Origin of the sequence: Blastopirellula marina DSM 3645 (assembly GCF_000153105.1) — a bacterium.
Lineage (GTDB): Bacteria > Planctomycetota > Planctomycetia > Pirellulales > Pirellulaceae > Blastopirellula > Blastopirellula marina.
On the sequence record NZ_CH672376.1, the window covers coordinates 1,505,302 to 1,529,122 of the forward strand.

The following is a 23,821-nucleotide window of genomic DNA, read 5'->3' on the forward strand; positions in this document are numbered from 1 at the left end:
GGAAATGCCGATGGGCGCAAATGAATGACCATTTCGGCCGAGATTTCACCGCTCAAGCTTAGATGTCCAGGCCCGGCGTCGGCGGCGCATCGCCGGCAGGTCGGATTTCTCCGCCGTTCCAAGTGATGACGCAATCCGGCAGCGCCGCGTGCAGTTTTTCGATGGCTTGCCGGGTAATCTGGGTTCCTTGCACTTGCAGTCGCTGCAGTCGCGGCAGCTGAGCGAGATGATTGACGCTGACGTCGGTCAGATTGGTGTTGGATGCGTTCAGAACCTCCAAATCATGAAGCGTCGTCAAGTGTGCGATTCCTTTGTCGGTGATCTCCGTTTTGTCGATCGAGAGGATCTTCATCTTTGTCAGCTTGCCGATTTGAGCCAAGCCAGCATCCGAAATCCGCGTGTCATACAGGTGCAAATGTTGCAGCTTGCTTAGCCCTGTGAGCAAAGCGAGATCTTCATCTTGGACGTTCGTATTGGTGAGATGGAGTTCGATTAATTCTGGCGAGTTCTGCAGCACGATCACGTTGCCGCCGTCAAATTGAGAATAGCGTACGTCGACGTGGGTTAACTGAGACAAGTCAAAATCGTGAAGCGGCGCTCCAGTAATTTGGGAGTGCAAAAAATAGAGAGTCTTCAGGTTCTTGTTGTGGCGAAAGTTTTGGAGTGCCGCGTCAGTGAACTCGGAGCCGAGAGCAAGCTCGGTTAGATGGGTTGTTTCGGCGAAGATCTGGAGCTCGGCCTCTTTGATACGAGGATCGTTGAGCGACGCTTGCGTTAGTTCGAACGGTTCGTCGGGAAGTTGGTCGAGACGTCGGATTGACTGAAAGCGTTCGCCGTTGATGCGAATGGAACCGCCTGCCGAAAGTACGTACGCGGCGGCGCGGCGATCGGGCGAAACGTCTGGGGGCAGCACTAGCTTGGCGGGCATGATCATCTCGCCGCACGGATAGTTGCGGATCGTCGTGGGAGACTCGAACATGCCGGGCTCAATCTTTGGAAATCCTTCCCACAAAATCGACCCGTCCGGCTTGGTCACTTTCAGATTGCGCCAAGCCGCGGCGACGCCGATAGTCGCCAGGCCGACTCGCCCCCGTGCAAAGGTCGAATCTCGTTCGTCAAACAGTTCGATATCGTCGACCCAGCAGCGAATGCGATCTTTGCGAACTTCGATATGGGCCTTGTACCACGGATTCTGCTGCGGGCGATTTTGTCGGAAGGGGCCGATTTTTGTGGTCTCGTCTCCTGTCGATTTGACGAGTGTCGTCATGCCGGTACTGACATTATCGATCGTGAAGCGATAGAAATCGTGCGGCGATTCGGCGCGAAACAGGATTGAGCCGACTCGTGCGTTGGCGTGGTTGCAGAGATTTCTTGTCTCCACATCCATGTTGTAGTCGCTCCAGTTGGGATCGCCGAAAATCCATTGACTATCGAGCGGTTCGGTCTGCATCAATTGATCCTCGCGTTGAACCCAAACTCCGCGCGGGGCGCTCGGATCAGAAAGCGACCGATTGAACATCAGGCCGGCTAACAGCACGCCGATGGCAATCAGACATACCGTCACCAGAGCGATCCATGTGCCCAGCGAAGTCCGCGGCGGAGGATCGAACTTCGCGGCGGGCGGCGTGCCGGTGGTGCGGAACGGGTTGGCGACCGCGTGAAGATCGCGTCGCTCTAGTTCGCGCAGCCGTGTCGCAACTTCCGCCGCTGACGGAATCCGATCCGCTCGATCTTTCTCAAGGAGTTTGTCAATGATCGACGTCAACGTAGCGGGGATTTCAGGAATAATATCTGGGATTGGACGAGGCGCGTCTTCGACGACCCGTTTCATCACTGCATAGTGAGTCGGTGCGCGAAACGGAGGGCGTCCGCTGCACATGACGTACAGCACGCTGCCGAGACTAAACAGATCGCTTCGTTGATCAAGCGTTTCGCCCCGCGCTTGTTCGGGCGACATGTAAAGCGGCGTGCCAGCGACGGCGCCGCTTTGCGTAAGTCGGGCGTCGTCCATGGTGCGCGCCAAACCGAAGTCGCTCAGCTTGACGCTTTGTCCTCCCGCATCAAGCAAGATATTGCATGGTTTGATATCGCGATGGATCAGCCCTTGGGCATGCGCGGCGGCAAGCCCTTCGGCGATCTGACGTCCAAAGAGGAGAATCTCTGGCAGTGCAAACGGTCCCGACTGATCCAACTTGTCTTGCATCGTGCCGCCGTCGAGATATTCCATCACGAGATAAGGAATCGGCAGGTTCTCCACCGCATAAATACTGACGACGCTATTGTGGCGAACCCCAGCCGCCGCGCGAGCTTCGCGCAGGAAGCGTTTACGCGCCGGGGAAGTCGCCGAAAGTTCGGGGGCGATGACTTTAATCGCGACGGTTCGTTGCAGCTTTTCGTCAAAGGCCTTGAAAACGATACCGCATCCGCCGCGACCCAGTACTTGACGCACTTCATAGTGCGAGAGTCGACCGAGCGATCCCGCTTTCTGTGATGGTTCTAGAAATGAGAGGTCGACTTGAGAGTCGGCGCCGTTAGGATGCTCGCGCGTTTCGCCGGATTCTTCGGCAGGAGACCCCAGTTGGGCGAGAACCGGGATATCTAAAAACTCGCCGGAACGCGCATGAGCGGCGAGCAGCGATTCGACTTCGCCGCGCAACGTCGAATCATTTCCGCAGGTCAAATCCAGGTACTGCGATCGAGCCAGCGGATCGGCGATCTTCAGAGCAGCATGAAAAATTTGTTGTTCATTCATAGCAAGCAGGGCTGTCGCAAAATCAAGCTGCAAAGAGGAGCAATCGTCTTACAGGAAAGTGCGCAAACGAACTGGAAATGCGGCCAAAGATTTTCCTAACTATTGGGCGGCGGCTCCGTGCCTTCGATTTCGCGACGGAGCCAAGCTCTCGCATAGGTCCAAATCCGCCGAGCGGTGCGCGGCGAAATGTCTAAGGTTTGCGCCGCTTCGGGAATTGTAAGCCCCCCGAAATAAAGGAGTTGCACCAGATCGGCGGCTCGCGAGTCGATCTTCTGCAGCCGTTGGAGCGCTTCGTCGAGGGCAAGGAGGTCCTCGCGCGGCTGAGGCAGCGCCGCGGCGAAGTCATCCAGCTCGGTGCGTGCGAAGTCGCCTCCGCGCTTGGCGGAATTGCGCCGGCGAGCATGGTCAATCAAGATTCGCCGGATCGAGATCGCCGCCGCCGAGAGAAAATGGGCTCGACTCTTCCATTGATCCGGCGCAGCGCCGCCGGCGAGCCGCAAATAGGCTTCATGCACCAACGCGGTCGGTTGGAGCGTATGACCAGGTCTCTCATGCGCCAAATGCATCGCCGCCAATTTGCGGAGTTCCTCATAGACCAGCGGCAGAATTCGGTCGGCGGCCTGGGGATCGCCGGACTCCATCGCTTGGACCGCTTCGAGAAACTCGCTCATAACGCAGGGCGTTTTCGATTCGATGATAAGGGGCAGTTGGCGTAAATGCGGCCGCTAAGTTGGCATGGCGCGGCGAACGCTGCTCTATTGTAAATGCCTGATTCCGTTTTCGCACGAAGAAATCAACGGGACGCTCTCCTGGCGCCGCTCAAGCGCAATTTGACCAGAAAATGGAGTGACGACGTATCGACCGAGCGTCTTACGACATCGAATCCAACAGTGAGCGCTGTCAAACGTCCGGCAAGCGACGCAAAATCTCGAGCAGGAAGTCAAATATGGATCTGCAACTGACAGGTAAAACCGCGCTAGTTACTGGATCGACCGGCGGAATCGGCTTGGCGATTGCGACGTCGCTAGCGCGCGAAGGCGCCAAGACCATTATCAATGGTCGATCTGAGAAAAGCGTCGCCGCCGCGCTGGTCGCGATTCGCAGCGATGTTCCCGACGCCGATCTTGTCGCGTTGGTCGCTGACAACGGAACCGCCCAGGGATGTCAGACGACGATCGAAGCATTTCCGGCGGTCGATATCTTGGTGAACAATCTGGGGATCTATGAGGCGGTTGGATTTTTTGACGAGACCGATGAGGCCTGGCAGCGATTGTTCGAGATCAACATCATGAGCGGCGTGCGGCTCAGTCGGCACTATTTGGCTGGCATGCTATCGCGAGACGCAGGACGCGTGATATTTATCTCTAGCGAGTCCGGCGTCAGTCCGGCGCCCGAGATGGCCCACTATAGCGCGACCAAGACAATGCAGTTGTCGATTTCGCGCAGCTTGGCCGAACTGACCAAGGGGACCGCGGTGACGGTTAATTCCGTATTGCCAGGTTCGACGATGACGGAAAGCGTGCAACAGTTTGTCGCGGACGTCTTTCCCGGATTGCCGTCAGAAGAAGCGGAAAAGAAGTTTATCGTCGAGAACCGACCAACTTCGTTGATTCAGCGGTTCATCGATCCCAACGAGATCGGCGACGCAGTGACGTTCGTTTGCAGCCCCAACGCGTCGGCCATCAATGGCGCGGCGCTGCGCGTTGACGGCGGGATCGTGAAGAGCGTCGTCTAACGCTGACGCAGATGGACAAGATGCGGTGTTGCGGTTATGCGCCTCTTTCTTTTGCGGTTGAACGGATAGCAAATCGTTCTGCAAGCAAGAGAAGTGACCAACATGATCGCGAATAAGGTTCCGGGCAGGATCGTCATCGCCGGTGGAAGTGGGTTTTTCGGCATTTCGTTGGCGACGCACTTGTCCGCCGCAGGGGCAGAGGTCGTTGTTCTCTCCCGCTCGGCGCCCCCAGTGATCGGCCCTTGGCGGCATGTTGCTTGGGATGCCAGAACGCTAGGCCCCTGGCGAGACGAATTGAACGGGGCCGCCGCGGTGATTAATCTCGCTGGGCGGAGCGTCAACTGCATCAAGTCGCCTGATCATCAGGACGAGATCGTCCGCTCGCGCGTCGAGTCGACCCACGTACTGGGAAAAGCCATCCGCAACGTCGCAGCACCGCCGCCGGTCTGGGTGCAGATGAGCACCGCGCATATCTATGGAGATCCGCCGTCGCTGGTCTGCAGCGAAGATTCCGCAACCGGCGTCGGTTTTGCGCCGACAGTCGGAAAAGCGTGGGAAGACGCGTTTCACGCGGCGCGATTGCCGACGCAACGCGGCGTCATCTTGCGGACCAGCTTTGTGATTGGTCGCGATCAAGGCGCCGGCGGCGGAGCATTGGCGCATCTGGCCGGGCTGACCCGCTGGGGCTTGGGAGGAAGAATCGGCAACGGCCAGCAAGGGATGAGTTGGATTCATGAGTTTGACATGAATCGGCTGATCACCAGAGCGATCCTCAAACCGACGATGCACGGCGTCTATGTCGCATCGGCGCCGCATCCGGTGTCGATGCTGGAGTTCATGCGCGCGATGCGGAAGGCGATCGGCATGCCGATCGGTCTTCCGTCGCCTACCTGGTTGGTTCGCTTGGGCGCCCACTATGTTTTGCGGACCGATCCCGAATTGCCGTTGTATGGGCGCTATGTCGTTTCGGAACGATTGCCGGCCGAAGGGTTCGTGTTTCGGTTTCCCAATTTGAATGCGGCGCTAGACGATCTGCTGCGCCCGCATCACGACTCGATGCCGAGTCGTGATGCCGTTGCATTATTGACACGATAGATCGACTCACGCGGCAACAGTCGCTTCGCTTTGTCATGATCGCCTGCCTGGCGGAATTGTCGCAGCTTGGCGGTCAAAGGCGTGAGATCGACGATTTCTTGCGTCCACTGCTCCGCAAATTCGGTGATCAGTCGCCGACCGACTCCAACCTGAATGGATCGATATTCCAGCTTCTTGCCGCGCAGTGAACGTTCAGGATCCCACTGGACATGGACCATTGCGTTTTCAAATTGCGTTCGCCAATCATCTTGCGAGCGATGGATGTCAGAGTGATACGAAGTAAGAACCCCTTGGCCAATCGCCGCGTCCCAACCGCTGCGGGCAATACGAACTGCTAGGATTCGCGTTTGATTCGCTTTCGTTCCCCATCCGCTTCGCTCCATTAACCATAAGAACGATGGTTTGATCCAGGTCATTCGTTGGAATGAGAACGGTGGAACAAATTTGCCTACCGTCAGAGCCGCGTTGGCGATCGCGTCGTTGTAGGCCTGATAGACCACAATGGTATCGCGATCAAAGCTGGCGCGGATTTCTCGAAAGTGGAACATGAAACGAGGACAGGCGAATAGACGAAGTATTGGCGAAGCGGAAACAAAACTCTCTTTTGCGCCAAGTTGGAGAGGTAGAATCCCCGCAAGGTTCGCATCTGGTCTCGAAAAAGAGGCGCCCACGGCTTCAGATTAAGCCGCTTCAAGACGCGTGTCTTGGTCTACGATTGGGCGATCCTTTGTTCCAAGTAAGCTTGGAGCACCGGAAGATGCCCTCGGCTGGGTTCTTTGGTCGCGGTTAGCAAGGTCATCACAGGACAACCATACTGCATGAGAAACTCATCGACCTGAGCACGTCGGTCCATCAATTCCGCTTGGTACCGGGGGACAAAATCGTCGTATCGCTCCGGATCTTCGTGCAGCCATTTTCTCAAGTCGTTCGAAGGCGTCAGTTCTTTGGCCCAGAGATCAATCTGGGCGGCGGCTTTGGAAACGCCGCGTGGCCATAAACGATCGGCGAGTACGCGCAGGCCGTCCGACTTGCTGGGCGGATCGTAAATCCGTTTGATTTGGAAATGGTGAATCACGGCTGCTGATCCGCGGTCGCCCAAAGATCGGGCTTGGTCTCTTGCAGAATCTCGCGAATGGCGCGACGGTCTTCCGCTGTCAGATGCGAAAAATCTTCGTCCGTTTCGTCGCCTGAGAGAACTTCTCGCAGCCGATGTGAAACGTATTTCTTGACCACAACGGGCAACTGGTCAAACGAGTCGGAGTAAATCAGGTAGCTGCACGGATACTTGAACAAACGTGTTTGCAGATCAAAATCTCGCAGAGATCGCTGCTGAGAATCAAACGGACCGCGAGCCGCGAACTCGCGGGCGAAGCCCGATGAGCCGGTGACCGGCGACTCAAGCGGAAACTCATCGACAAACAACAGGTACCGCAGCAGCTTCTCACCGGCCGAAGCGATGCGACGGCGCGTGGTGTCGCTCTGATAATCGGCAGGACGATCGAGCGCCTGGTTGATCGTCTGGTCATGATGCTGCGCCATCCGTGTTTCAAAATTCGCCAGGGTCAGAAAGTTTTGCATCTGCGTTTGATGCTCTAAAACCATCAATGCGACAATGTCGCTATGCGGCGTCAGGTACGGTGCGATCTTCAACTTTCGGGAAAGATCCGTCACGTTGGCGCCAGACTCGCGATCAATGTTCTCGGCGTCGTCGCGATCGAGCGAGAGGACGTTTCCCATATGACGCATCGTTCCGTGAGTTCCGGTGACGTACCAACCGCCCCAGCGATCTGCGAACGGGCTGCTGTGATCGGTCGTAAAGGTGCCTGATCCATAGTGAGGCTGACCGGCCGCGTTGACAAATGCCGAACGGATCAGGCCGCCGGGAACTCCTTGCGTGCGCGACGAAGCGTGACAGGTAATACATTGACCGCGATCTTGCACAAATCGCGGAGTCTCCTGTTTCTCTTGCGAAAGCGTGTAGAAGACTTCCCCATGCTGAGGATCGGTCGTCATGATTTCTACGACGTCTCCACCTTGGACCCAACCGACGTAGGATTCGTCATTGAAGTAGAGCGCACGCGGTCTGCGGGGGGAAATTCTGGATAACTGAAAACTCGTTTTCGAATAAACCAGCACCTGAGATTCAGGCGAGATGTTCAGTTTCTCCAGCACCGATTTCAAGTATCCGTGCTGCGCATCAAATTCAAGCTGTGACTTCTGGTCGCTGAGCTGCTGTTGGAGCTGCGCTACAGCGTCGTGCTGCAGATTTTCGCCGTAGTGGATCGGTTCTTTTTCAAAGTCGAACTGCGCCCAAAGTTGGGGTGGCAGCGTGAACAGAAAACCGGCGACAAGCATCATTCGCAGGTTTTGAATGTAGGCGCTTTGCAGCATCGCTTATTTCTCCTGCTCCACCGGAATCGAAATCACTAGGCCTGCCATGCGATCGTTCGTATTCGTACGATGCGGCACATGGCACTTTAGGCAGCGGGACGATAGCCGAATCGCGCCCGCGAAACGATATTGGTCTTGCTCGACCGCTTCATGCTCGGGTTGACCTTTCGCGAGTTCTTGAGCGGCGGTTTTTTCAAAGGGGCTCGTCGGTTCGTTGTCGATATTCATCGCGTCCGTATTTACGGAGATCCACCGAATCGTTACGTGATGGCTGCGAGCCAATTCGGCGAAGACATCTTCCAACGAGCGCGAGGGGATTGCATGGGATTCGTCTTCGTCAAAGAAATCGCGATGCACGACTTGCAACGCTCCATGAATCGTCTCGTGCAAGAGTCGCGCCCGCGCACGAGCCTCTGGCAAGCGGATCGGCGCTTTCACCGCTTCACTGGTGGTTTCGGTATCCGCTTCGTCAGCCAAGACCACGCTTTGTTGCAGGGGGAATCCGCTCGCTCCCAGTAGGACTGCGATCCATAGCAGGGGCCGAATCGAGGCCGCTTGGTATTCCATTGGTTTCGCCTATTGCCTTAGGTGTTGCCTGTCGAAATTGATTCCAGCAAGTGGAAGGGAAAGCGTCAGCCGATGATGCGGACGCTTCTTAGAGAAGCTGCAATTGCCGCGAAGTAGGAGCGACGTCGGCCAGGGTGACGCTGTCGAGGTAAGCGCGCTGAACTCGCTCCGCTTCGGCGAGCACTCCTTTTAACTTGCAAAAGGATTGAATCGCGCAAATATCTTCCGTGTCGATGCAGTCCAAAAGGTGCGTGCTTCCCTCAAACCGTTCGACGACTTCTCCTAAGCGAATCTCTCGTGGTTGCCGAGCCAACTCGATACCCCCGCCGACTCCGCGAATGCTGCGCACATATCCATATTTCGCTAAGGAGTTCACGACCTTGGCGACATGGTGGACCGAGATGCCAAACAGTTGCGCCACGTTGGCGACGTTCGCTCGATCCGAACGCGTTGCGAGAAACATCAACGTTCGCAACGCGTAATCGGTTTGCGTCGTGAGCTTCATGGGGCTCGAATCTTAAAAGAAGTATAAGTGGTGCATCTTTTACAGAAATACCTTGTCGCGACGGCAGCGTCAAGCTAAAAAGCGTTCCCACGACGGTAACGGACCGCGTGTCGCCGCGGTATGCTGGTCCGTTTTTTGAATTTGCACCGCAAGCGAATCTGCGCGATTCGACGAGAAGCACCGATGTCGCACTGTTCGTTAGAGACTTCCGTTCCGGATTGGGTGGTCGATCATCCAGAGACGCTCGTGGTCTTTCAAGAGCTGGAAATCGACTACTGCTGCGGCGGCAAATCTTTAGAGTTCGCTTGCCAAGAGCAGGGGCTCAACGAGCACGAAGTATTGAGAAAGCTCCGCAAGCTGATCGGCGAGAATGATGAGTAGAAGCGGCTCGCTGCAGGTGGAATGATGGAGCCAAAGTTTTCAGGCAAGCAGCCTGGCAAGGTGTGCGGTTGGCGGGAAGCGGCTTAACCAAAGCGACGAGCAAAGCGGAGCGAACGCCAGTTGGCGTACCAGGTTCGTTTGGCTGCGTCGCAGGAAAAGCGTCGTTTTCGTGATCCGTCTGGCATCGTTTTGTCCTCCGCTATTAGGATTGCCTTCTCTTCTAGTTAAGCGGATAACAAAGTTGAATATTACAAACAAATCTCAAAACTTCGGGTACCCTCACTTGCCTGCGGTAATTTCGAATGGATACATGGGAACGCGACGATGCGCGTATTGCAGGCGATCGAGATTGGCCGTCGTGACGCCCGGCGTATCGACGCGGAAGAAATAGGGACAAACGCTGGCATAAGCGGCCAGCGGCGCATTCACTCCCTTGGCGACAAGGATCTGGAAGTCTGTGGGCGCCAAATTGCAGTGCGTCAGTTGCCGCAGCGACCAGGGAGCGGTTCGCTCTGAGGTGATTTGCACCGTCAGGCCGCTTTGCGTGCGAACGATCGCCGTGGCGCCCATGTCGAATTCGGTCTTTCCCCCGTGCCGCGGCTCTTCTTCGGCAAAGCGTCCGGCGTGCACGGAGATGACCTCGCAAGTGACTTGCAGCGGCTCTCCATGCAAGCGATCTTGCCAGGCGCCGATCGAAAGCGGCAGCACCGCACCCACGCCAGACTTGGTGGCGATGGCGACTGCCGCCGGATCGCAGATCGCGACAAAGGCGCGCGGAATTTGACGATCGACCAGCCTTTGTGCGATACAGGTTCCGTCTGCCGGCGACCCGGCGCCAACGTTGTCTCCCATGTCGAGCAAGCAAACCGGACCCGCGCACGCGAGCGCTTGATCAATGGCCGAGTCGATACTGCAAAACGAACCGAGCGTGCTGGCGCGGTCGTTCCACATTCGCTCCGCAAGTTCGTGCGCGGTGCTCGTCGCTAGATCGGCGTTGTCGTCGGCAATGCATAGCATCGCCGATCCCATCTCGGCGACATCGGCGTACGGGAATCCATAAAAGAAACTAGCGCCCAAAATTCCTGGGCGACTGCGAACCTCTGTCACCCACTCGGCATATTGCTGACAGGGGAACTCGGAAGAGCATTGCCGTTCGATATTGATCGCCAGCGGCGGATAGGCGGCCGCTTGTCGTGGACGGATTTCGCCACGCAACGTGCGGGCCATCATCTCGGCCGCTTCTCGCCCCCGCTCGGCCTGGTCGACGTGCGGATTGGTCCGATACGAAAAGAGCGCATCCGTCGCGGCGACCATCTGCGGAGATAGATTCGCGTGCGGATCGAGCGTCCCCATGATCGGTTTGTCGCGGCCAAAGGCGTCACGGACGGCCTGCATCCAATAGCCGTCGGCATCGGGATGATTGGCGGCGACCGTCGCGCCATGGGGAGCGATCAAGAGTCCATCGAGTTGATCATGCTGGTCCAACTGTTCCAACATGCACCGGACCAGCTCGTCAAAGGCGTCGGCCGCGATCACTCCACTGGGGAGCGCTCGCGCCGCAAAGATTCCGACCGGCTCGATCGCGGCTTGGCGCAGTCCGGCGATAAAGCCGGCGACTTCATGGTGGGCCGCTTCATAGCGCGGAATGATCTCGTCGCCGACCAGTAACATGTCACGGCGAAAATTGTCGAGCGTGGTCGGCGCCGCGACAAACGTGTTCGACTCATGCAACAGCGAGATGACGCCAACGCGCATATCCAACTCCTAAGCAAGACGCGGCGCGACGGCGACAACGTCAACTTCATACTTCAACAGCGTGCCCAAGCAGCCCATCAATGTGGTGCGGGCCGGGTACGGTTGTTCAAAGTATTCCGCATAGATTTGATTGAACTCGGGCAAGTCCGCCTGGTCGCCGACATAGTTGCGCGTTTGCACGACGTCGTTCATGGTCAGGCCAGCGGCTGCGAGAACTTTACGAATGTTTTCGAGACTGCGACGCATCTCTCCGGCGAAGGTGTCTGGGACAATCTTGCCGGTCTCGTCGACCGAGGCCTGACCCGAGACAAAGACAAATTGTCCGACTTGAACCGCTGGGCTGAAGGGCAAGTGACTGATCGGCGTATCGGGATTGTGGATCGCGTGAAATGGTTTCACGGAAACTCCTTGACTTCTGCGATGTGGAATAATAGATTCAGAATAATGGAACGATGGGCGACTGTCAAAGCGTTCCCTTCCCGTCCGTTTTCGCCGTTCAAGCTTACGAACGGCCCCCCCTCCGGAGAACCTCATGGCGTCCACAGAAACGACATCGCGTTCTGCAGAACTTTATCAGCGTGCCTGCCGCTCGTTAGCGACCGGCGTTTCTAGCTCATTGCGGCGCTTTGTGACCGAAACGCCTTTATATATCGACCATGCCGACGGTGCTCACTTTTACGATGTCGACGGCAATTGCCGAGCCGACTATACCCTGGGTTGGGGACCGTTGATCGTCGGCTCGAACCATGCCGGCATCAACGCGGCCGTCGCGAAGCAGCTGACCAAAGGGTACACCTACGGTTGTCAGCACGTCGCCGAAATTGAATTGGCCGAGCTGATCGTCGAATCGGTCCCCGGCGTCGAGCAAGTGATATTCTCGAATACCGGAACCGAGGCGATCCAGTCAGCGATTCGGATCGCTCGCGCCCACACCGGCCGCGACAAAATTTTGAAATTTGAGGGGCATTACCACGGTTGGTTGAACAACGTTTTGGTCTCTTATCGGCCGAAGTCGGAAGATACGACGCTGGCGCAGCCAACCTGCGGTGGACAGCCGGCCAGCGAATATGCCGATACGCTCGTCTTGCCTTGGAATGATATCGACGCGTTAAAAGACCTGTTTGCGCTTCGCGGCGACGAGATTGCCTGCGTCTTGACCGAGCCGATCTTGGCGAACTCGGGCAGCTGCATGCCGAAGCCGGGTTATCTGGAAGCGTTGGTTGAGCTTTGCCGCGAGCATGGCGCCGTATCAATTTTCGACGAAGTGATCACCGGCTTTCGGATCGCGTTGGGCGGCGCGCGAGAATATTTTGGCGTTGAGCCTGATCTTTCGGTTTACGGCAAAGCGTTGGCCGGCGGATTTACGATGTCGGCCGTTGGCGGACGAGCGGAGATGTTTGAAGTTCTCCGCGATCAACGAACGATTCATTCCGGCACTTATAATGGCACCACGTTCAATATCATCGCCGCCATCGAGACGATTCGCGAATTGCGCAAGCCAGGCACGTACGAGCGAATGAACGCCCATGGGCAAGCAATCGCAGAGGCGCTGACCTCGGCAGCGGCGGATGTGGGGCTGGACGTCGTCGTCAGCGGCGTCGGCTCGGTCTTTTCCGTACACTTTGGCGTGAAGCAAGCTCCCCGTGACTATCGTGACACGACCCGTTCCGACATGCAAACGTACACCCGTTTTCGGGCGGCGATGCTCGACAACGGCGTGCAACTGTTGCCGGACGCGCGCTGGTATATTGGTACGCAGCATGATGAAGCCGTCTTGGAGCATGTGATCAACGCAATTGAATCATCGATGAAGGATACGGTGCGATGCAGCTAGTTCAGTTTGGCCCGTTGGGCAAAGAAAAGCCCGGCCTATTAACCTCCAGCGGCGCTAGGAAAGATTTAAGCTCTGTTTTCGACCGCTACGACCGCGAGTTCTTCCAGTCGGGCGGACTTGGGCGTTTGGCTGAGCTCAGCGGAGCGCTAGATACTTACCCGGACGTCGCGGAAGATGTTCGCTGGGGAGCGCCCATCGCGCGGCCCGGTAAGGTCGTTTGCATCGGTCTGAACTATGCCGATCACGCGACCGAATCGGGAATGCCGATTCCGGAAGAGCCGATCATCTTTTTCAAAGCGGCCAATACCGTCGTGGGTCCCTATGACGATGTGTTGATTCCGCGCAAGAGCGAAAAGACCGACTGGGAAGTCGAACTGGGAGTCGTGATCGGAAAAGAGGCTCGCTATCTCGAGAGCGTCGAGGATGCTGCGGCGCACATCGCCGGCTATTGCATCTCGCACGATGTCTCAGAGCGTCACTTCCAATTGGAACGGGGCGGCCAATGGGTGAAGGGCAAAAGTTGCGATACGTTCAACCCGCTCGGCCCGTTTTTGGCGACCTCGGACGAAGTTGCCAACGTCAATGATCTGGCGATGCTGCTCGACGTCAACGGCGAGCGAATGCAGACCGGCAATACGCGGACGATGATTTTTGACCCGCACTATTTGGTCTACTACCTGTCGCAGTTCATGACGTTGGAAGCCGGCGACTTGCTGTCGACCGGTACTCCGCCAGGCGTTGGGCTGGGGATGAAACCTCCCCGCTTTCTGAAATCAGGCGATGCGATCAAGCTGTCGATCGCCGGTTTGGGCGAGCAACGACAGGTCTGCAAGAACGCGTAGTTGCGATCACCTTGAAAATCAGAACAGGGTCTGCGAGTCGATCGATTCGCAGGCCTTATTTTATGGGGGTTGCTGCTGTTTCGCGAACCAATCGCCGACGATCTCAGCGGCGCTGCCAGACTCGCCTGGCGGACGTCCCACAAAGAGCATGTCTTTGCCGGCGATGATGCGGATCGCCAACTCGAGATACTTCGTTTGCTCTGCCGACGCGTGCTGCAATTCTAGCGGCAGGACCGGCACGACGTCCCAAGTTCCGCCGCTTTGCGGCAAACTGTAATTCAGCACCCATTCGTACTCGCGAATGAATTCTTCCGGGGGCGCCGCAAACGCTTGGGGAGGAAGCGGCGGAATCACTAAGTGTGGTTTCAGGCCGCGAATCTGCTTCGCCCATTGCGCTGCCGCAGTGATCGTCTGCTCCTCGGCGGGCCAGACAACTACGTTAAACTTCGCATCTGGGTAAAGTCGTTTCAACTGCTCCGGCACGATCGAATCGTACGGCGCCGCCGCAACTAGCTTGACGGTTTCCTTTCGCGCAAGTCGATTTAAAGTGACTTGGAGCGTGCCGAGCGGAGCTGGGGTTTCGTCAAAAGTAATCGGGCGACCAGAAATAGTCGAACCGATCAATTCTGCAAATTGAAGATGCCCCGTCATGTTGGGGTGAATCTCATCGCTCATCAGCAACGACCAGCCGAGCGGATCTTCTGCACGAATCTTCCGCCATGCGGCGAACAGATCGACAAGCGGCAGCTGGAAGTCAGCGGCAATGGATCGCGCGGCGTTGACGTACTGCGCTAGTTTCGCTTCCGGACGCGCTGCCGTTTCGGAAACGGCGTTCGGCGTACATACAATAACTTTGGCGCCTGCGTCCTGGCAGCGCTGAATGATCTCACGCATGTTTCGCTTGTAGTCCTCGAGCGGAACGCGGGCGACGTCATTCATGCCGAAACTGACGATAACCAGTTGCGGTTGTTTCGCAATGACATCTCTGTCAATTCGTGCGAGCGCGTTAACCGTCGTGTGGCCGCTGCGGCCAGCGTTGATCATTTGCAGATCGGCGTTCGGATAGGCAGTCTTCAAAGCAAGCCCCAGCATATCGCACCAGGCGCGTTTGCTTCCGCTGTGATAGTAGACGCCGGTGATGCTGTCGCCAAAGCAAACAATCTTGGTCAATTCGCCGTCGGCGAGTTGCTGTTGGACCTTGCTGAGAGGGTGGTCTGCACGCTCTTCGGCAAACGCCGGCGTCGCCGTCAATAACCCGGTCGCCACGAGGAAAAGAGTGACGCGTCGACCGAGGATTAGAAGGGTGGTAGGCATATTTCGTTTCGCTTGTCGAATTCTCTTCGTAGCGTGCAGCGAAAGCAAAAAAAAATGGGGTCGCAAGCAAATGAGGAATGAAGATCCGATAGCGAAGCGATTTCGTCATTCGGATTTTTCGTTATTCATTCGACATTCGTCATTTTTGCCCAGTCGCATTGCCCGCGTTTGCGCTTCGGACTGTGAAGATGTAATAACGCGTTTGTTGTTACATGCTCTTTCCCAACATGCACAACGCTTGAGCGGCGCGGATGCGAACGTCGAGATCTTCGTCGTGGAGCAATTTTGTCAGCGCCGGGATGGCAGTCGCGAGCTTGGCGTGTCCGCAAAACTCGGCCGCATAGACGCGTACCGTCGACTCTTCGTGGTTGAGATCTGCTTGCAGCGCCGTACTGCCTGCTTCGTCGCCAAAAGTCGCCAGCGCGGCATGAAAGTAAACTTTGTGGCGAGGATCGGTGATCGATTGGGCACGCTTACGCAAAGCGGCGATATCGCTGTCGTCGCCGCTGACCGCCATCGTCCACGCAGCCAGGCGAGCCATGTTATCATCGTCGCCGATCAAATAGTTGTGAATCGATTGTTGGGCTTCGGCGTCGCCATGTCGTGCAAGAGCCGCCGCCGCCAACAGTTGTTTAATTGGCGACGTCTCATCGTTCATGTGTTGCTTGAGCAGCACGCCGTCGCCGATCTGTTTGATTTTGAAAAGCGACTCGCAGGCATGACCATGTCCATAAGGATCTTCGCTGGCGAGCACTTCCCACAAGACGCCGATTGCGGATGCGTCGCCCGCGCGAAAGAGTTCGCGGGCAACCCCGCAGCGATGTTGCGGGTTTTCGACGGTTGGCAGCTTCGGCTTGAGAACCGTGCGGACTTCATCGCCGCATCCAGTCAAGGTTAGCGCTTCGGCGGCGTGCATCGAGGGCCAGAACTGATCCGTCGAGAGTCCATCTCGCAAGGTTTTCATGCATTGATTCCGAGTAGCGGCTGTGATCTTGTTTGACTCGCCTGCGAAGGCGGTTGCTGCGGTGAGGACAAAAAGCGTCGAAGTTGCGATATGACTTGTGGTTCGCATCGGAGACGATCCTATGTGGTGGTGAGTTTAAAGGAGCGGCGTCTCGCGGAGTTGCTGTACGAACTGAGCAAGCGAAATCGTAGGGCAGGCGTTGGCGCCCAACATGGCGTCGACCGAGTCGAGGTCTTTGAAGCCGGTCCCTGTCACCAAGCAAATTATAGTCGCGGTGGACGGGATTTGGCCGGCGGCAAGCGCCTGTTTTAGTCCGGTCAACGGTACGGCTCCGGCTGGTTCCGAGAAGATGCCTTCCTGCCGCGCCAACTCTGTTTGCGATTCGTAGATCTCCGCGTCTTCCACCAACCAGCCGGTTCCGCCGCTCGCGCGACAAGCGGCGATAACGGCGTCCCCGTCAATCACCGATGCAACCTGCAGCCCGCTGATTTTGGTGGTGCACACGGTTGCTTGAGCTTGATCCGATCCGTCGCGCAGCGGACCGGCGATGGTATTGTTGCCGATCGGCTGAACGCAGTGAACATGCGGAGAAGCGTCGATCGATTCGAATTCGACCGCTGTACAAAAGCCGCGTGCGACGGCCAGCGTCAGTCCGCCGCCGCCGGCACAGGAAAAAACGTGATCGGCCTGTTGTCCGTGGGCGGAAAGCTGCGCGGCTATTTCGCGTCCGATTGCTTCGACGCCGCCCATCCCAACCGGGCTGTAGTGATAGGCGCTGATCTGCAATTGTGCGTCCGGCTGAGCGCCGAGTTGTTGGAGAAACTCAAAGGTGGCCTGCGTCACCTTTGCGTCATGGCCAAAGCCTTGGATCTTTTTAATATCGGCGCCATAGGCCATCATTTGTCGCAGTTTGCCGGCGGGCGCACCATCGACAATTGCAATCGTGCATGCCATGCCGGCCGCAGCGGCGTAAGCGGCAAGCGCTGAACCGGTGTTGCCGCTGGAGGTCGCAATGACGCGACGCTTTCCTTGTCGCTGCATGTCGGCGATCGCCGCGGCAGCAAAGCGATCTTTGTACGAGCCGGTTGGATTGACCGTTTCTAGCTTGAAATACAAGTTTTTTAGTCCCAACGCGGGCCCGATTCGCTGAGAGCGAACGAGCGGCGTGTTTCCTTCACCAAGCGAAATGGGATCCATCGTGGGGAGTCTCTTGTCAGTCAACTAGGAGGCGGGGAAATCTTGCGGAAACTGCTGCTGCTTGAGCGAATAGGGGGTCGCCTGGTGAAACCAACCGCCGTCGATCTCGATACAAGCGCCGGTCATATAACTAGCGTCGTCGCTCGCCAATAGTGCGATCGAGCGAGCGATCTCACCGGCTTGTGCAAACCGGCGGAGCGGAATCATGTCTTCGGCATAACGTCGTATCGCGTGACTGATGTCTTCTCCATCACTGGAGATGTAGTCGGCGCTCATCTCGGTGTCGATAGCGCCGAGATTAAGACTGAGCACCCGCACGCCCACCGGGCCGTACAGCGCGGCCAGTTCATACGTCAGCGAGTCGAGCCCTCCCTTGGCCGTTACATAGGCGGGGCAAATGCCGGGCGCCAGTTTGGATTGAATGCTGGAAATATTCAGAATCACGCCGCGTCGAGCGGGCTCCATCGCCGCGGCGCACCATTTGGCGAGAAACGCTGGCGCCGTCAGGCAAACTCGCAGCGTCTGGTCCCATTCGTCCGGTTCCATCGTCCGCATCGTGCCGATCTTCCGCCAGGCGGCGTTATTCACCAGCACGTCGATTCGACCAAATTGGTGCAGGCTTCGGTCGATCGCGGAACGAGCGAAAGCAAGATCGCTAAGGTCGCCTGAGCAGACGATCGACTGAGCGCCAAGCGTTTCGAGTTGATCGGCCAATGATTGCAATCGCGATTGGTTGCGAGCGATCAGAACGCAGTCATAACCGCGTCGAGCGAACTCCTGCGCCGTTTCGGCGCCGATGCCTTGCGATGCGCCGGTGATAACTGCCACGGGACGATTATTCATCAAACGAACCTTTATCAGCGGGATCTTCGAGAATCACCGCTAGGCAGTCGCCGACGTCGACGGCCGGCAAGACGCGGCGCGTGATCAGCCGACCGCGTTGGGTAGCGCAGATCGGCGTGGGATCGAGTGTTTGCGGATCGTAGATGCGTCCTAGTTCGTCGCCGGGAACGATCATTGCGTCGAGTGCTGCCGACGCTTCGTAATAGCCAGCGATGGGGGCGGGATAGTTGATTTGCAGGTGCCCGCTGGCGTCGCGATCATCTTCGATCACATAGCGATCGACGTCGGCGGCCGCGGGCAGATCAGCGATCATCTTGAGCGCGCCCATCACCTGCTTGCATCCCTGGATATAGGCGGCGACGCCATCAGGGTTGCAGCCACCGCCGCCGCCCCATTCGGCATAGATCGCCGGAACGTTCGCGTCACGCGCGGCCGACAACGAGCGTCCTTCCAGTCGAGCGGAAGTTCCCCAGACGATCGGCAGGCCGAAGGCCGCGGCCATCTGACGCTGCGCCTCTAGCGTCGCGGCGTCGGAGACGAGCATGTATCCGACTAAGGGAGAGATTTCCATCGTGAGTCCGCCGGTATGCAGATCGATCAGAAAGTCGGCTTCTTCAATCAACTCGTTGATTGCAAACGCGATTTGTTCGGTTGGTTTTCCATGCCGGAAACCGGGAAACGTCCGCGCGAGATCCAAGTGATCCGAGCCGGTGCGACTGCGGCTGGCGAACGCCGGATGATTGGCGATCGGCACCAGCGTGACGGTCCCGCGGAGTTGGCGAGAATCGATCGTCTCGGCCAGGCGGCGAACGGCGGCGATCGGCTCGTATTCATCACCATGAACGCCAGCCAAGATCAACAGATGCGGGCCATGGATGGCTCCGGCAATTTCAAGGGGTTGCAGATTCATCCGATTGAAGAATCGATAGAGGGAGACGGGGAATGATTGGCCGAATCGCGATCGGCCGTTTGATCGGATCCGGAAGGAACCATCGTATGAATGGTCAGCCCTTGCAGATCGCTTTGGGGTAGGGGAAGAATCCAGCTGACGACATAGCCGACCAGCGCGCAGGTAAGCGTGCCGGCTGCGCCTGCTAGATAGACATGCAGCGTCGAGTCGAATTGAACCAGCGCCGTCGCCGCAGCGCCGGCCGCCAATCCGACCAATGCGCCGATCCAATTGGCGCGCGTGGTGAAAACGGCCAGCAAAAAGATACCGGAGAGTCCGCCGCCGAGCATGCCTAGCATTAAGTTGAAATAGTCAAACAACGAGGTGATGTTCAAGACGGCCATTCCCAACGCCATGGAGGTGCCGAGAACTCCAATCACCAACGTCAGTACGCGAGCGACGCGAATCTCCGCTTCTGGTTTGGCGGGGCCGGCCAAGCGAAGCCAAAAATCGTTGACGATCGCCGACGCGATTGAATTCATGCTGGAATCGAGCGAACTCATCGCGGCGGCGAAGATCGCAGCGATTACTAGGCCGGCGACGCCGGCAGGAAGTTGCTGCATGACAAACCAGGGAACGACCTGATCGGCTTTGCCGGGCGATGCGATTTCTGGATGCAGTTCGTAGAAGGCCCACAGCGACGTACCGAGCAGCAGAAACAAGAAGCCGGTCGGAATCGTCATCAGGCCGTTGAGCCAGATGCTGCTTGCGGCCGATTTCTCGTCTGGCGTGGTCAAATATCGTTGCACGACCGTTTGGTCGGTTGTGTAGGCGATCAGATTGATGAAGAAAAAGCCGACTAACAAGACCCACGTCGAGGGTTCGCTGGGAGTCGCTGACCAAGTGAAGATCGTCATCTTGTCGGCCGAACTGGCTAGGTCATACAACTGTGCTGGACCGCCGATCTCAAAGATCGACACGGCCAAACAAAGGAGCGCTCCGCCGATCAACACGATGACTTGAACGACATCGGTCCAGATCACTGCTTCCATTCCGCCGAGCACCGTATAGATGGTGGCCAACGTCCCCATCAGGACCACGGCGACCAACACATTGCTTCCAGTCGCAGCGGCGATCGCGACCGCTGGCAGCAGCAGTACGATCCCCATTCGACCTACTTGAAACGCGATAAAGATCAAGCTGGCGATCAGTCGCACCGACAGATGAAACCGCCGCTCCAAATACTGATAAGCGGTCTGCACTTGAAGCCGACGAAACAGCGGCAAGTAGAAGTAAATGATCAACGGAGCCATGAGCAGCGTGGTCCAACCGCCGACAATCTTCGTCCAGTTACCACCGGGGGCGAGCGCCAACGCCGGAACCGCCATGAACGTGATCGCGGAGAGCTGCGTGCCGTAGATCGAAAGTCCCGCCGCCCACCAGGGTATGCGTCCGCCGGCCAGAAAAAAGTCTTCTCCGGACGATTCGCCGCGTGAAAAATAACCGCCGATTCCAACCATCGCCGCCAAGTAAGCGATAAGCACCGTCCAATTCACCCAACCAAAGCTGGGACCGACGACTGACGATGCGGTTTCCGGCTCTTGAGCGCAGGCGATACTGGCCGCTCCTGCGAGAACGAGCGGCGTGAGACCGACAACGACGAAGGTGGAGAATTTCAAAATGGGCCTGCTGTTCAGCTCGGTTGCACGACGGCGAGTTTTAGTTCGTTATCAATGAGGCGACGAATCGTCGCATGACTCAGCAGCTGGTCTTGTTCTTCGAGCGTAAGCTGGTCGTACGGAGCCGGCGCCATCAAGCCGGGGATGCCCAACGCGTTTAAAATGCTGGTCACGGCGCCAAACAACTTGCTCGCGCGACCGAGCTCTAAGAAGCGGCAAAGGTCGGCTTGCAACTGCGCCGCTTCTTCCCAATGCCCTTGATCGGCGGCGTCGGCCAAAGCGCGGCTTTGATTCGGAAAAATCGCAAACAATCCATCCAAATTGTCGGGAACTCCCATGCGAATCAGATCGGCGACTCGTTCCGGCTGGGCGGGAACAACGCGCGTTTTCTCTCGGAAGCGGTTCCACAATTCGGTAGTCCATTGCCAGTCGCGCGTACACTTCAGGCCATGAACGTTGGGATGCGCGGTCACTTGCTCAATCAATTCCATTGAAAGGGCCGTACCGGTCAAGACCGGCAGGTCGTAGAGAAACAGCGGTTTGTTCGCCGCGTCGGCAAGCTGAAGGTAATAGCGGAGCAGCTCTGGCTCGGTGAACTTCATCAGATAGGGAGTTAAAATCACAAGCCCGTCGACCGGTTGACGCTCGGCGATTCGAATTCTCGCCAACGTACGGTGATAGCTGGCGTCTCCCACACCGGCCCATATTTCGGTCCGACCACTGGCGATGCTGACGCTTTCGTCGATCAACTTTTCGTAGGTCGCATCGGTCTGCAATTGCATCAAACCCATCGTGCCGGCGACTAACAGGCCGTCGATGCCGGCGGCGACTTGCGCCTCGATATGCGCGGCAAGTCCTTCGACATGCAGATCGCCGTTGGAATGGATCGGCGTGCAAATGGCCGAGATGAGACGCGTGTGCATAGCGATGGTGGCTTTAATCATTCAGGTTGGCGGGAGTAATTTCAAAAAGGCGTATCAGGCAAACTTTAGTTGGGCGACACGGCCAGACGGAGTAACGCATATTCGCGTTTCGTGTATTTGTTGTGCGCCCGCGGGTAGGTAAGGATCAGCTCGCCGGTTTCGCGGTCTTCCATCAAATGAACATGCGATAAGTCGAGGCGCCCTTGTCGTTCATCTTCTTTGGACTTTTGATCAACAAGGACGACGCTTTCGCGAATCAATTGCAGGGATTGGGGGTCGACCTCGCCGATCACTAGCGGAAACCGAGGAAGGTTACCGTCGGGGTTTTCCGGCGTGATGTTACCGACCCAAAAGATGCGACCGCTGCTGTGACGCATCAGAACGGACATGCTGCTCGGCGAAAAGAAGCTTGTTCCGTCATCATATTTCCAGCGCTGCGGCGGACTCCATGTTTCCCCTTCGTCGGCAGAAATAGAGAACCACTTGCTCGCTTCTACCTTGGGGTCATGCATGTTGCTGCCGCGCATCACCATCAGGATTCGTCCATCGGGCATTTCGGCGATGGTCGGTTCGATCAAGCCGCGAATAGTCTGGGAGGTATCGCCTTTTACACGCGAACCCATTCGCCAGGCGAGTCGATCGTCGGCGGTCCAGTCGCCGACCAAGACGACCGCTTCCGTATAGGTATGCGCCTTGGGAGGTTTGTAAAGTTGGCCGGCCTTGTCCAACGCCGTCATCTGAGCCGGAACCAATACGCGACCCGAACGCGTGACGATCGGCGCACATCCGTTATCACCCAGATAAATCGCATTCTTTCCGATCCAGAGACCGGCGAAGGGATGCTGCGCGTCAAAGTCGCCGGCGCCGACGATCGGATCGTCGCATCGCCAACTTTTCTCGCCATCGGTTGATAGGCGGTAACGCAGGTAGTAGGTCTGTTGGGCGATCGGAGGCTCGTTGATCGTTGGATCGAGCTCCGGAGTGTCGAGTGCGTTGACGATCGAAATAACGCAATTTCGCTTTTCATCGAGCGTCGCTGTCGTCGGATTGCGGCGAAAGCCCGGCGTCAAGCCGCGGGCCAACGCATGATGCGAGCGAATCGGCGCCCAGGTTTTGCCGTTGTCATCCGATTGCCAGGTCGAACTGACCAAGCGATTCTTGGTCGCATCGGCATAGATCGCTCGGTAGAAAGGAGACGCCGTTGCGGTGATGTCACGGCTTACGATCGAAACGCAAGGGACCTTCGCTTCTTCGCCCCTCAGGCGTTCTGTTCCTAAAAGGAGCAACCCCATGGTCGCGATGAAGAAGAGATGTTGGGAGAAGCTATTCATGGCGGCGCGATTGTGTTGGCTAGTTGAGTTCAAAATCAAGTTCCCGCGGCGAATCGCCCTGGCTGACGGTGAGCGGATCGATTTTCGACTTTGCGTTGTACTGGGCCGGCAAAATTTGGCGACGTTGTTCCACAACTTGGCCAGGCTCGCTCAGCGGCATATCCTCACCTTCAAAACCTTCGATTTCGATTTTGTAGGCGCCTGGTGACAATGCGAATCGCCCCTCTAATTCATAGCTGCCGTCAATGATCTGAGCGACGCGTACCGGCGCATTGACGCCGGGTGAGGGAACAAAGCGAACGAAGCCGTCGTCGATCGGTTGTCCCTGATAGGAGACCGATCCGCGAACCGGTATCTGATTGGGATCGCCGGAACCGCAGCCGACAGCAGTTAGCAGCACGGCGGCCGTAAGGAGAAATGTTTTCATGGGAGTACAGGCTCCAACCCGGGAGTTCAATAAAACGAGGAGTGACCAAAGGAGCGAGAAACGCCGATTAGTATTCTGGAATGACTTCATTCCCTTTGATCGTCGTCAAATCGAGCAGCGTCGATAGCTGAATCGTTTCGGGAATATAGCGGACCGAGCCATCCGCAAACGTCGCCAGGCAGCCGCCGGGATGATAGCTAGAGGGTCCATTAAACGAGTCGTTGTTCCAGAACGTCCAACCACTGAGATTGGGGAAGTTCGCATTGATGCCGCCAGACGTTCCCATTCCTCCGCTATAAACGCCCCAGGCCCACAGGCGATGACTGCCCGGCTTGTTGCCGACACTTTCGGCGATCGCCAGAGTATTCGAGGTTCCGTCAATAATGTCACGAAAGCC

Annotated in this window: 24 protein-coding genes; 5 read left to right on the forward strand and 19 right to left on the reverse strand. The window is 57.2% G+C overall.

Going from position 1 to position 23,821, the window contains the following annotated elements; translation table 11 throughout:
- Nucleotides 1–58 precede the first annotated feature (58 nt).
- Together DSM3645_RS27910 and DSM3645_RS07895 are read right to left on the reverse strand one after the other, a co-directional pair.
- Nucleotides 59–2,752 carry a protein kinase domain-containing protein gene (locus DSM3645_RS27910; RefSeq protein ID WP_002651587.1) on the reverse strand — a complete coding sequence of 898 codons (2,694 nt, stop codon included), beginning with the start codon at nt 2,750–2,752 and terminating at the stop codon, nt 59–61.
- Between the two features lie 95 nt (nt 2,753–2,847).
- Nucleotides 2,848–3,423, reverse strand: a complete 576-nt coding sequence (locus tag DSM3645_RS07895; protein WP_002651588.1) for an ECF-type sigma factor — start codon at nt 3,421–3,423, stop codon at nt 2,848–2,850.
- 275 nt (nt 3,424–3,698) lie between these two features.
- Here DSM3645_RS07895 and DSM3645_RS07900 point away from each other — a divergent pair, with 275 nt between their 5' ends.
- Nucleotides 3,699–4,487: an SDR family NAD(P)-dependent oxidoreductase gene (locus DSM3645_RS07900; RefSeq protein ID WP_002651589.1), complete on the forward strand. Its 789-nt coding sequence runs from the start codon at nt 3,699–3,701 to the stop codon at nt 4,485–4,487.
- 102 nt (nt 4,488–4,589) lie between these two features.
- Nucleotides 4,590–5,582, forward strand: a complete 993-nt coding sequence (locus tag DSM3645_RS07905) for a TIGR01777 family oxidoreductase (protein ID WP_040351694.1) — start codon at nt 4,590–4,592, stop codon at nt 5,580–5,582.
- Here DSM3645_RS07905 and DSM3645_RS07910 read toward each other — a convergent pair.
- The 5 genes from DSM3645_RS07910 to DSM3645_RS07930 form a co-directional block, all read right to left on the reverse strand.
- Complete coding sequence (locus DSM3645_RS07910; protein ID WP_002651591.1) at nt 5,534–6,130, reverse strand: DUF4291 domain-containing protein; 597 nt, start codon at nt 6,128–6,130, stop codon at nt 5,534–5,536. The genes DSM3645_RS07905 and DSM3645_RS07910 overlap by 49 nt on opposite strands.
- Before the next feature lie 161 nt (nt 6,131–6,291).
- A complete protein-coding gene (locus tag DSM3645_RS07915; protein WP_050769433.1) occupies nt 6,292–6,657 on the reverse strand; it encodes a DUF488 domain-containing protein in 366 nt (121 codons plus the stop codon).
- Nucleotides 6,654–7,973: a hypothetical protein gene (locus DSM3645_RS07920; RefSeq protein ID WP_002651593.1), complete on the reverse strand. Its 1,320-nt coding sequence runs from the start codon at nt 7,971–7,973 to the stop codon at nt 6,654–6,656. The genes DSM3645_RS07915 and DSM3645_RS07920 overlap by 4 nt, the downstream gene beginning before the upstream one ends.
- Nucleotides 7,974–7,976: 3 nt before the next feature.
- Nucleotides 7,977–8,540 carry a c-type heme family protein gene (locus tag DSM3645_RS07925; protein WP_002651594.1) on the reverse strand — a complete coding sequence of 188 codons (564 nt, stop codon included), beginning with the start codon at nt 8,538–8,540 and terminating at the stop codon, nt 7,977–7,979.
- Between the two features lie 88 nt (nt 8,541–8,628).
- Complete coding sequence (locus DSM3645_RS07930) at nt 8,629–9,045, reverse strand: RrF2 family transcriptional regulator (RefSeq protein WP_002651595.1); 417 nt, start codon at nt 9,043–9,045, stop codon at nt 8,629–8,631.
- A 183-nt stretch (nt 9,046–9,228) separates the two neighbouring features.
- Between DSM3645_RS07930 and DSM3645_RS07935 the strand changes: the two genes are divergently transcribed.
- The gene (locus DSM3645_RS07935) at nt 9,229–9,426 is read left to right on the forward strand and encodes a DUF542 domain-containing protein (RefSeq protein WP_040352277.1); all 198 of its coding nucleotides are present in this window, start codon (nt 9,229–9,231) and stop codon (nt 9,424–9,426) included.
- 279 nt (nt 9,427–9,705) lie between these two features.
- On the opposite strand, the gene DSM3645_RS07940 is transcribed toward DSM3645_RS07935, so the two are convergent.
- Nucleotides 9,706–11,181: a M81 family metallopeptidase gene (locus DSM3645_RS07940; RefSeq protein WP_002651597.1), complete on the reverse strand. Its 1,476-nt coding sequence runs from the start codon at nt 11,179–11,181 to the stop codon at nt 9,706–9,708.
- Between the two features lie 9 nt (nt 11,182–11,190).
- Nucleotides 11,191–11,580: a RidA family protein gene (locus DSM3645_RS07945; RefSeq protein ID WP_002651598.1), complete on the reverse strand. Its 390-nt coding sequence runs from the start codon at nt 11,578–11,580 to the stop codon at nt 11,191–11,193.
- A 133-nt stretch (nt 11,581–11,713) separates the two neighbouring features.
- Here DSM3645_RS07945 and DSM3645_RS07950 point away from each other — a divergent pair, with 133 nt between their 5' ends.
- Together DSM3645_RS07950 and DSM3645_RS07955 are read left to right on the forward strand one after the other, a co-directional pair.
- Nucleotides 11,714–13,015, forward strand: a complete 1,302-nt coding sequence (locus DSM3645_RS07950; RefSeq protein WP_002651599.1) for an aspartate aminotransferase family protein — start codon at nt 11,714–11,716, stop codon at nt 13,013–13,015.
- Nucleotides 13,006–13,857 carry a fumarylacetoacetate hydrolase family protein gene (locus tag DSM3645_RS07955; protein ID WP_002651600.1) on the forward strand — a complete coding sequence of 284 codons (852 nt, stop codon included), beginning with the start codon at nt 13,006–13,008 and terminating at the stop codon, nt 13,855–13,857. The genes DSM3645_RS07950 and DSM3645_RS07955 overlap by 10 nt, the downstream gene beginning before the upstream one ends.
- A gap of 60 nt (nt 13,858–13,917) precedes the next feature.
- On the opposite strand, the gene DSM3645_RS07960 is transcribed toward DSM3645_RS07955, so the two are convergent.
- From DSM3645_RS07960 to DSM3645_RS08005, 10 genes are all read right to left on the reverse strand, one after another.
- A complete protein-coding gene (locus tag DSM3645_RS07960) occupies nt 13,918–15,171 on the reverse strand; it encodes an SGNH/GDSL hydrolase family protein (RefSeq protein WP_050769328.1) in 1,254 nt (417 codons plus the stop codon).
- Between the two features lie 208 nt (nt 15,172–15,379).
- Complete coding sequence (locus tag DSM3645_RS07965) at nt 15,380–16,135, reverse strand: HEAT repeat domain-containing protein (protein WP_002651602.1); 756 nt, start codon at nt 16,133–16,135, stop codon at nt 15,380–15,382.
- A gap of 135 nt (nt 16,136–16,270) precedes the next feature.
- The gene (locus tag DSM3645_RS07970; RefSeq protein ID WP_002651603.1) at nt 16,271–17,332 is read right to left on the reverse strand and encodes a pyridoxal-phosphate dependent enzyme; all 1,062 of its coding nucleotides are present in this window, start codon (nt 17,330–17,332) and stop codon (nt 16,271–16,273) included.
- Between the two features lie 24 nt (nt 17,333–17,356).
- The gene (locus DSM3645_RS07975) at nt 17,357–18,175 is read right to left on the reverse strand and encodes an SDR family NAD(P)-dependent oxidoreductase (RefSeq protein WP_002651604.1); all 819 of its coding nucleotides are present in this window, start codon (nt 18,173–18,175) and stop codon (nt 17,357–17,359) included.
- Nucleotides 18,168–19,085, reverse strand: a complete 918-nt coding sequence (locus DSM3645_RS07980; RefSeq protein WP_002651605.1) for a succinylglutamate desuccinylase/aspartoacylase family protein — start codon at nt 19,083–19,085, stop codon at nt 18,168–18,170. The genes DSM3645_RS07975 and DSM3645_RS07980 overlap by 8 nt, the downstream gene beginning before the upstream one ends.
- Nucleotides 19,082–20,743 carry a sodium:solute symporter gene (locus tag DSM3645_RS07985; protein WP_002651606.1) on the reverse strand — a complete coding sequence of 554 codons (1,662 nt, stop codon included), beginning with the start codon at nt 20,741–20,743 and terminating at the stop codon, nt 19,082–19,084. The genes DSM3645_RS07980 and DSM3645_RS07985 overlap by 4 nt, the downstream gene beginning before the upstream one ends.
- A 14-nt stretch (nt 20,744–20,757) precedes the next feature.
- Nucleotides 20,758–21,666 (reverse strand): dihydrodipicolinate synthase family protein, encoded by a 909-nt coding sequence (locus tag DSM3645_RS07990; RefSeq protein ID WP_040352283.1) that lies wholly within the window; start codon nt 21,664–21,666, stop codon nt 20,758–20,760.
- A gap of 65 nt (nt 21,667–21,731) precedes the next feature.
- Complete coding sequence (locus tag DSM3645_RS07995; protein ID WP_002651608.1) at nt 21,732–22,997, reverse strand: sialidase family protein; 1,266 nt, start codon at nt 22,995–22,997, stop codon at nt 21,732–21,734.
- Between the two features lie 19 nt (nt 22,998–23,016).
- Nucleotides 23,017–23,424, reverse strand: coding sequence for a hypothetical protein (locus tag DSM3645_RS08000; RefSeq protein WP_002651609.1), 408 nt, complete (start codon nt 23,422–23,424; stop codon nt 23,017–23,019).
- Nucleotides 23,425–23,491: 67 nt separating this feature from the next.
- The coding region (locus DSM3645_RS08005; protein ID WP_002651610.1) for a DUF1559 family PulG-like putative transporter at nt 23,492–23,821 on the reverse strand (330 nt) is incomplete at its 5' end.

Bases quoted from the DNA above. Each gene is read 5' to 3' on its own strand.
- DSM3645_RS27910 (WP_002651587.1), bottom strand. From the start codon at position 2,752: ATGAATGAACAACAAATTTTTCATGCTGCTCTGAAGATCGCCGATCCG.
- DSM3645_RS07895 (WP_002651588.1), bottom strand. From the start codon at position 3,423: ATGAGCGAGTTTCTCGAAGCGGTCCAAGCGATGGAGTCCGGCGATCCC.
- DSM3645_RS07900 (WP_002651589.1), top strand. From the start codon at position 3,699: ATGGATCTGCAACTGACAGGTAAAACCGCGCTAGTTACTGGATCGACC.
- DSM3645_RS07905 (WP_040351694.1), top strand. From the start codon at position 4,590: ATGATCGCGAATAAGGTTCCGGGCAGGATCGTCATCGCCGGTGGAAGT.
- DSM3645_RS07910 (WP_002651591.1), bottom strand. From the start codon at position 6,130: ATGTTCCACTTTCGAGAAATCCGCGCCAGCTTTGATCGCGATACCATT.
- DSM3645_RS07920 (WP_002651593.1), bottom strand. From the start codon at position 7,973: ATGCTGCAAAGCGCCTACATTCAAAACCTGCGAATGATGCTTGTCGCC.
- DSM3645_RS07925 (WP_002651594.1), bottom strand. From the start codon at position 8,540: ATGGAATACCAAGCGGCCTCGATTCGGCCCCTGCTATGGATCGCAGTC.
- DSM3645_RS07930 (WP_002651595.1), bottom strand. From the start codon at position 9,045: ATGAAGCTCACGACGCAAACCGATTACGCGTTGCGAACGTTGATGTTT.
- DSM3645_RS07935 (WP_040352277.1), top strand. From the start codon at position 9,229: ATGTCGCACTGTTCGTTAGAGACTTCCGTTCCGGATTGGGTGGTCGAT.
- DSM3645_RS07940 (WP_002651597.1), bottom strand. From the start codon at position 11,181: ATGCGCGTTGGCGTCATCTCGCTGTTGCATGAGTCGAACACGTTTGTC.
- DSM3645_RS07950 (WP_002651599.1), top strand. From the start codon at position 11,714: ATGGCGTCCACAGAAACGACATCGCGTTCTGCAGAACTTTATCAGCGT.
- DSM3645_RS07955 (WP_002651600.1), top strand. From the start codon at position 13,006: ATGCAGCTAGTTCAGTTTGGCCCGTTGGGCAAAGAAAAGCCCGGCCTA.
- DSM3645_RS07960 (WP_050769328.1), bottom strand. From the start codon at position 15,171: ATGCCTACCACCCTTCTAATCCTCGGTCGACGCGTCACTCTTTTCCTC.
- DSM3645_RS07965 (WP_002651602.1), bottom strand. From the start codon at position 16,135: ATGAAAACCTTGCGAGATGGACTCTCGACGGATCAGTTCTGGCCCTCG.
- DSM3645_RS07970 (WP_002651603.1), bottom strand. From the start codon at position 17,332: ATGGATCCCATTTCGCTTGGTGAAGGAAACACGCCGCTCGTTCGCTCT.
- DSM3645_RS07975 (WP_002651604.1), bottom strand. From the start codon at position 18,175: ATGAATAATCGTCCCGTGGCAGTTATCACCGGCGCATCGCAAGGCATC.
- DSM3645_RS07980 (WP_002651605.1), bottom strand. From the start codon at position 19,085: ATGAATCTGCAACCCCTTGAAATTGCCGGAGCCATCCATGGCCCGCAT.
- DSM3645_RS07990 (WP_040352283.1), bottom strand. From the start codon at position 21,666: ATGCACACGCGTCTCATCTCGGCCATTTGCACGCCGATCCATTCCAAC.
- DSM3645_RS07995 (WP_002651608.1), bottom strand. From the start codon at position 22,997: ATGAATAGCTTCTCCCAACATCTCTTCTTCATCGCGACCATGGGGTTG.
- DSM3645_RS08000 (WP_002651609.1), bottom strand. From the start codon at position 23,424: ATGAAAACATTTCTCCTTACGGCCGCCGTGCTGCTAACTGCTGTCGGC.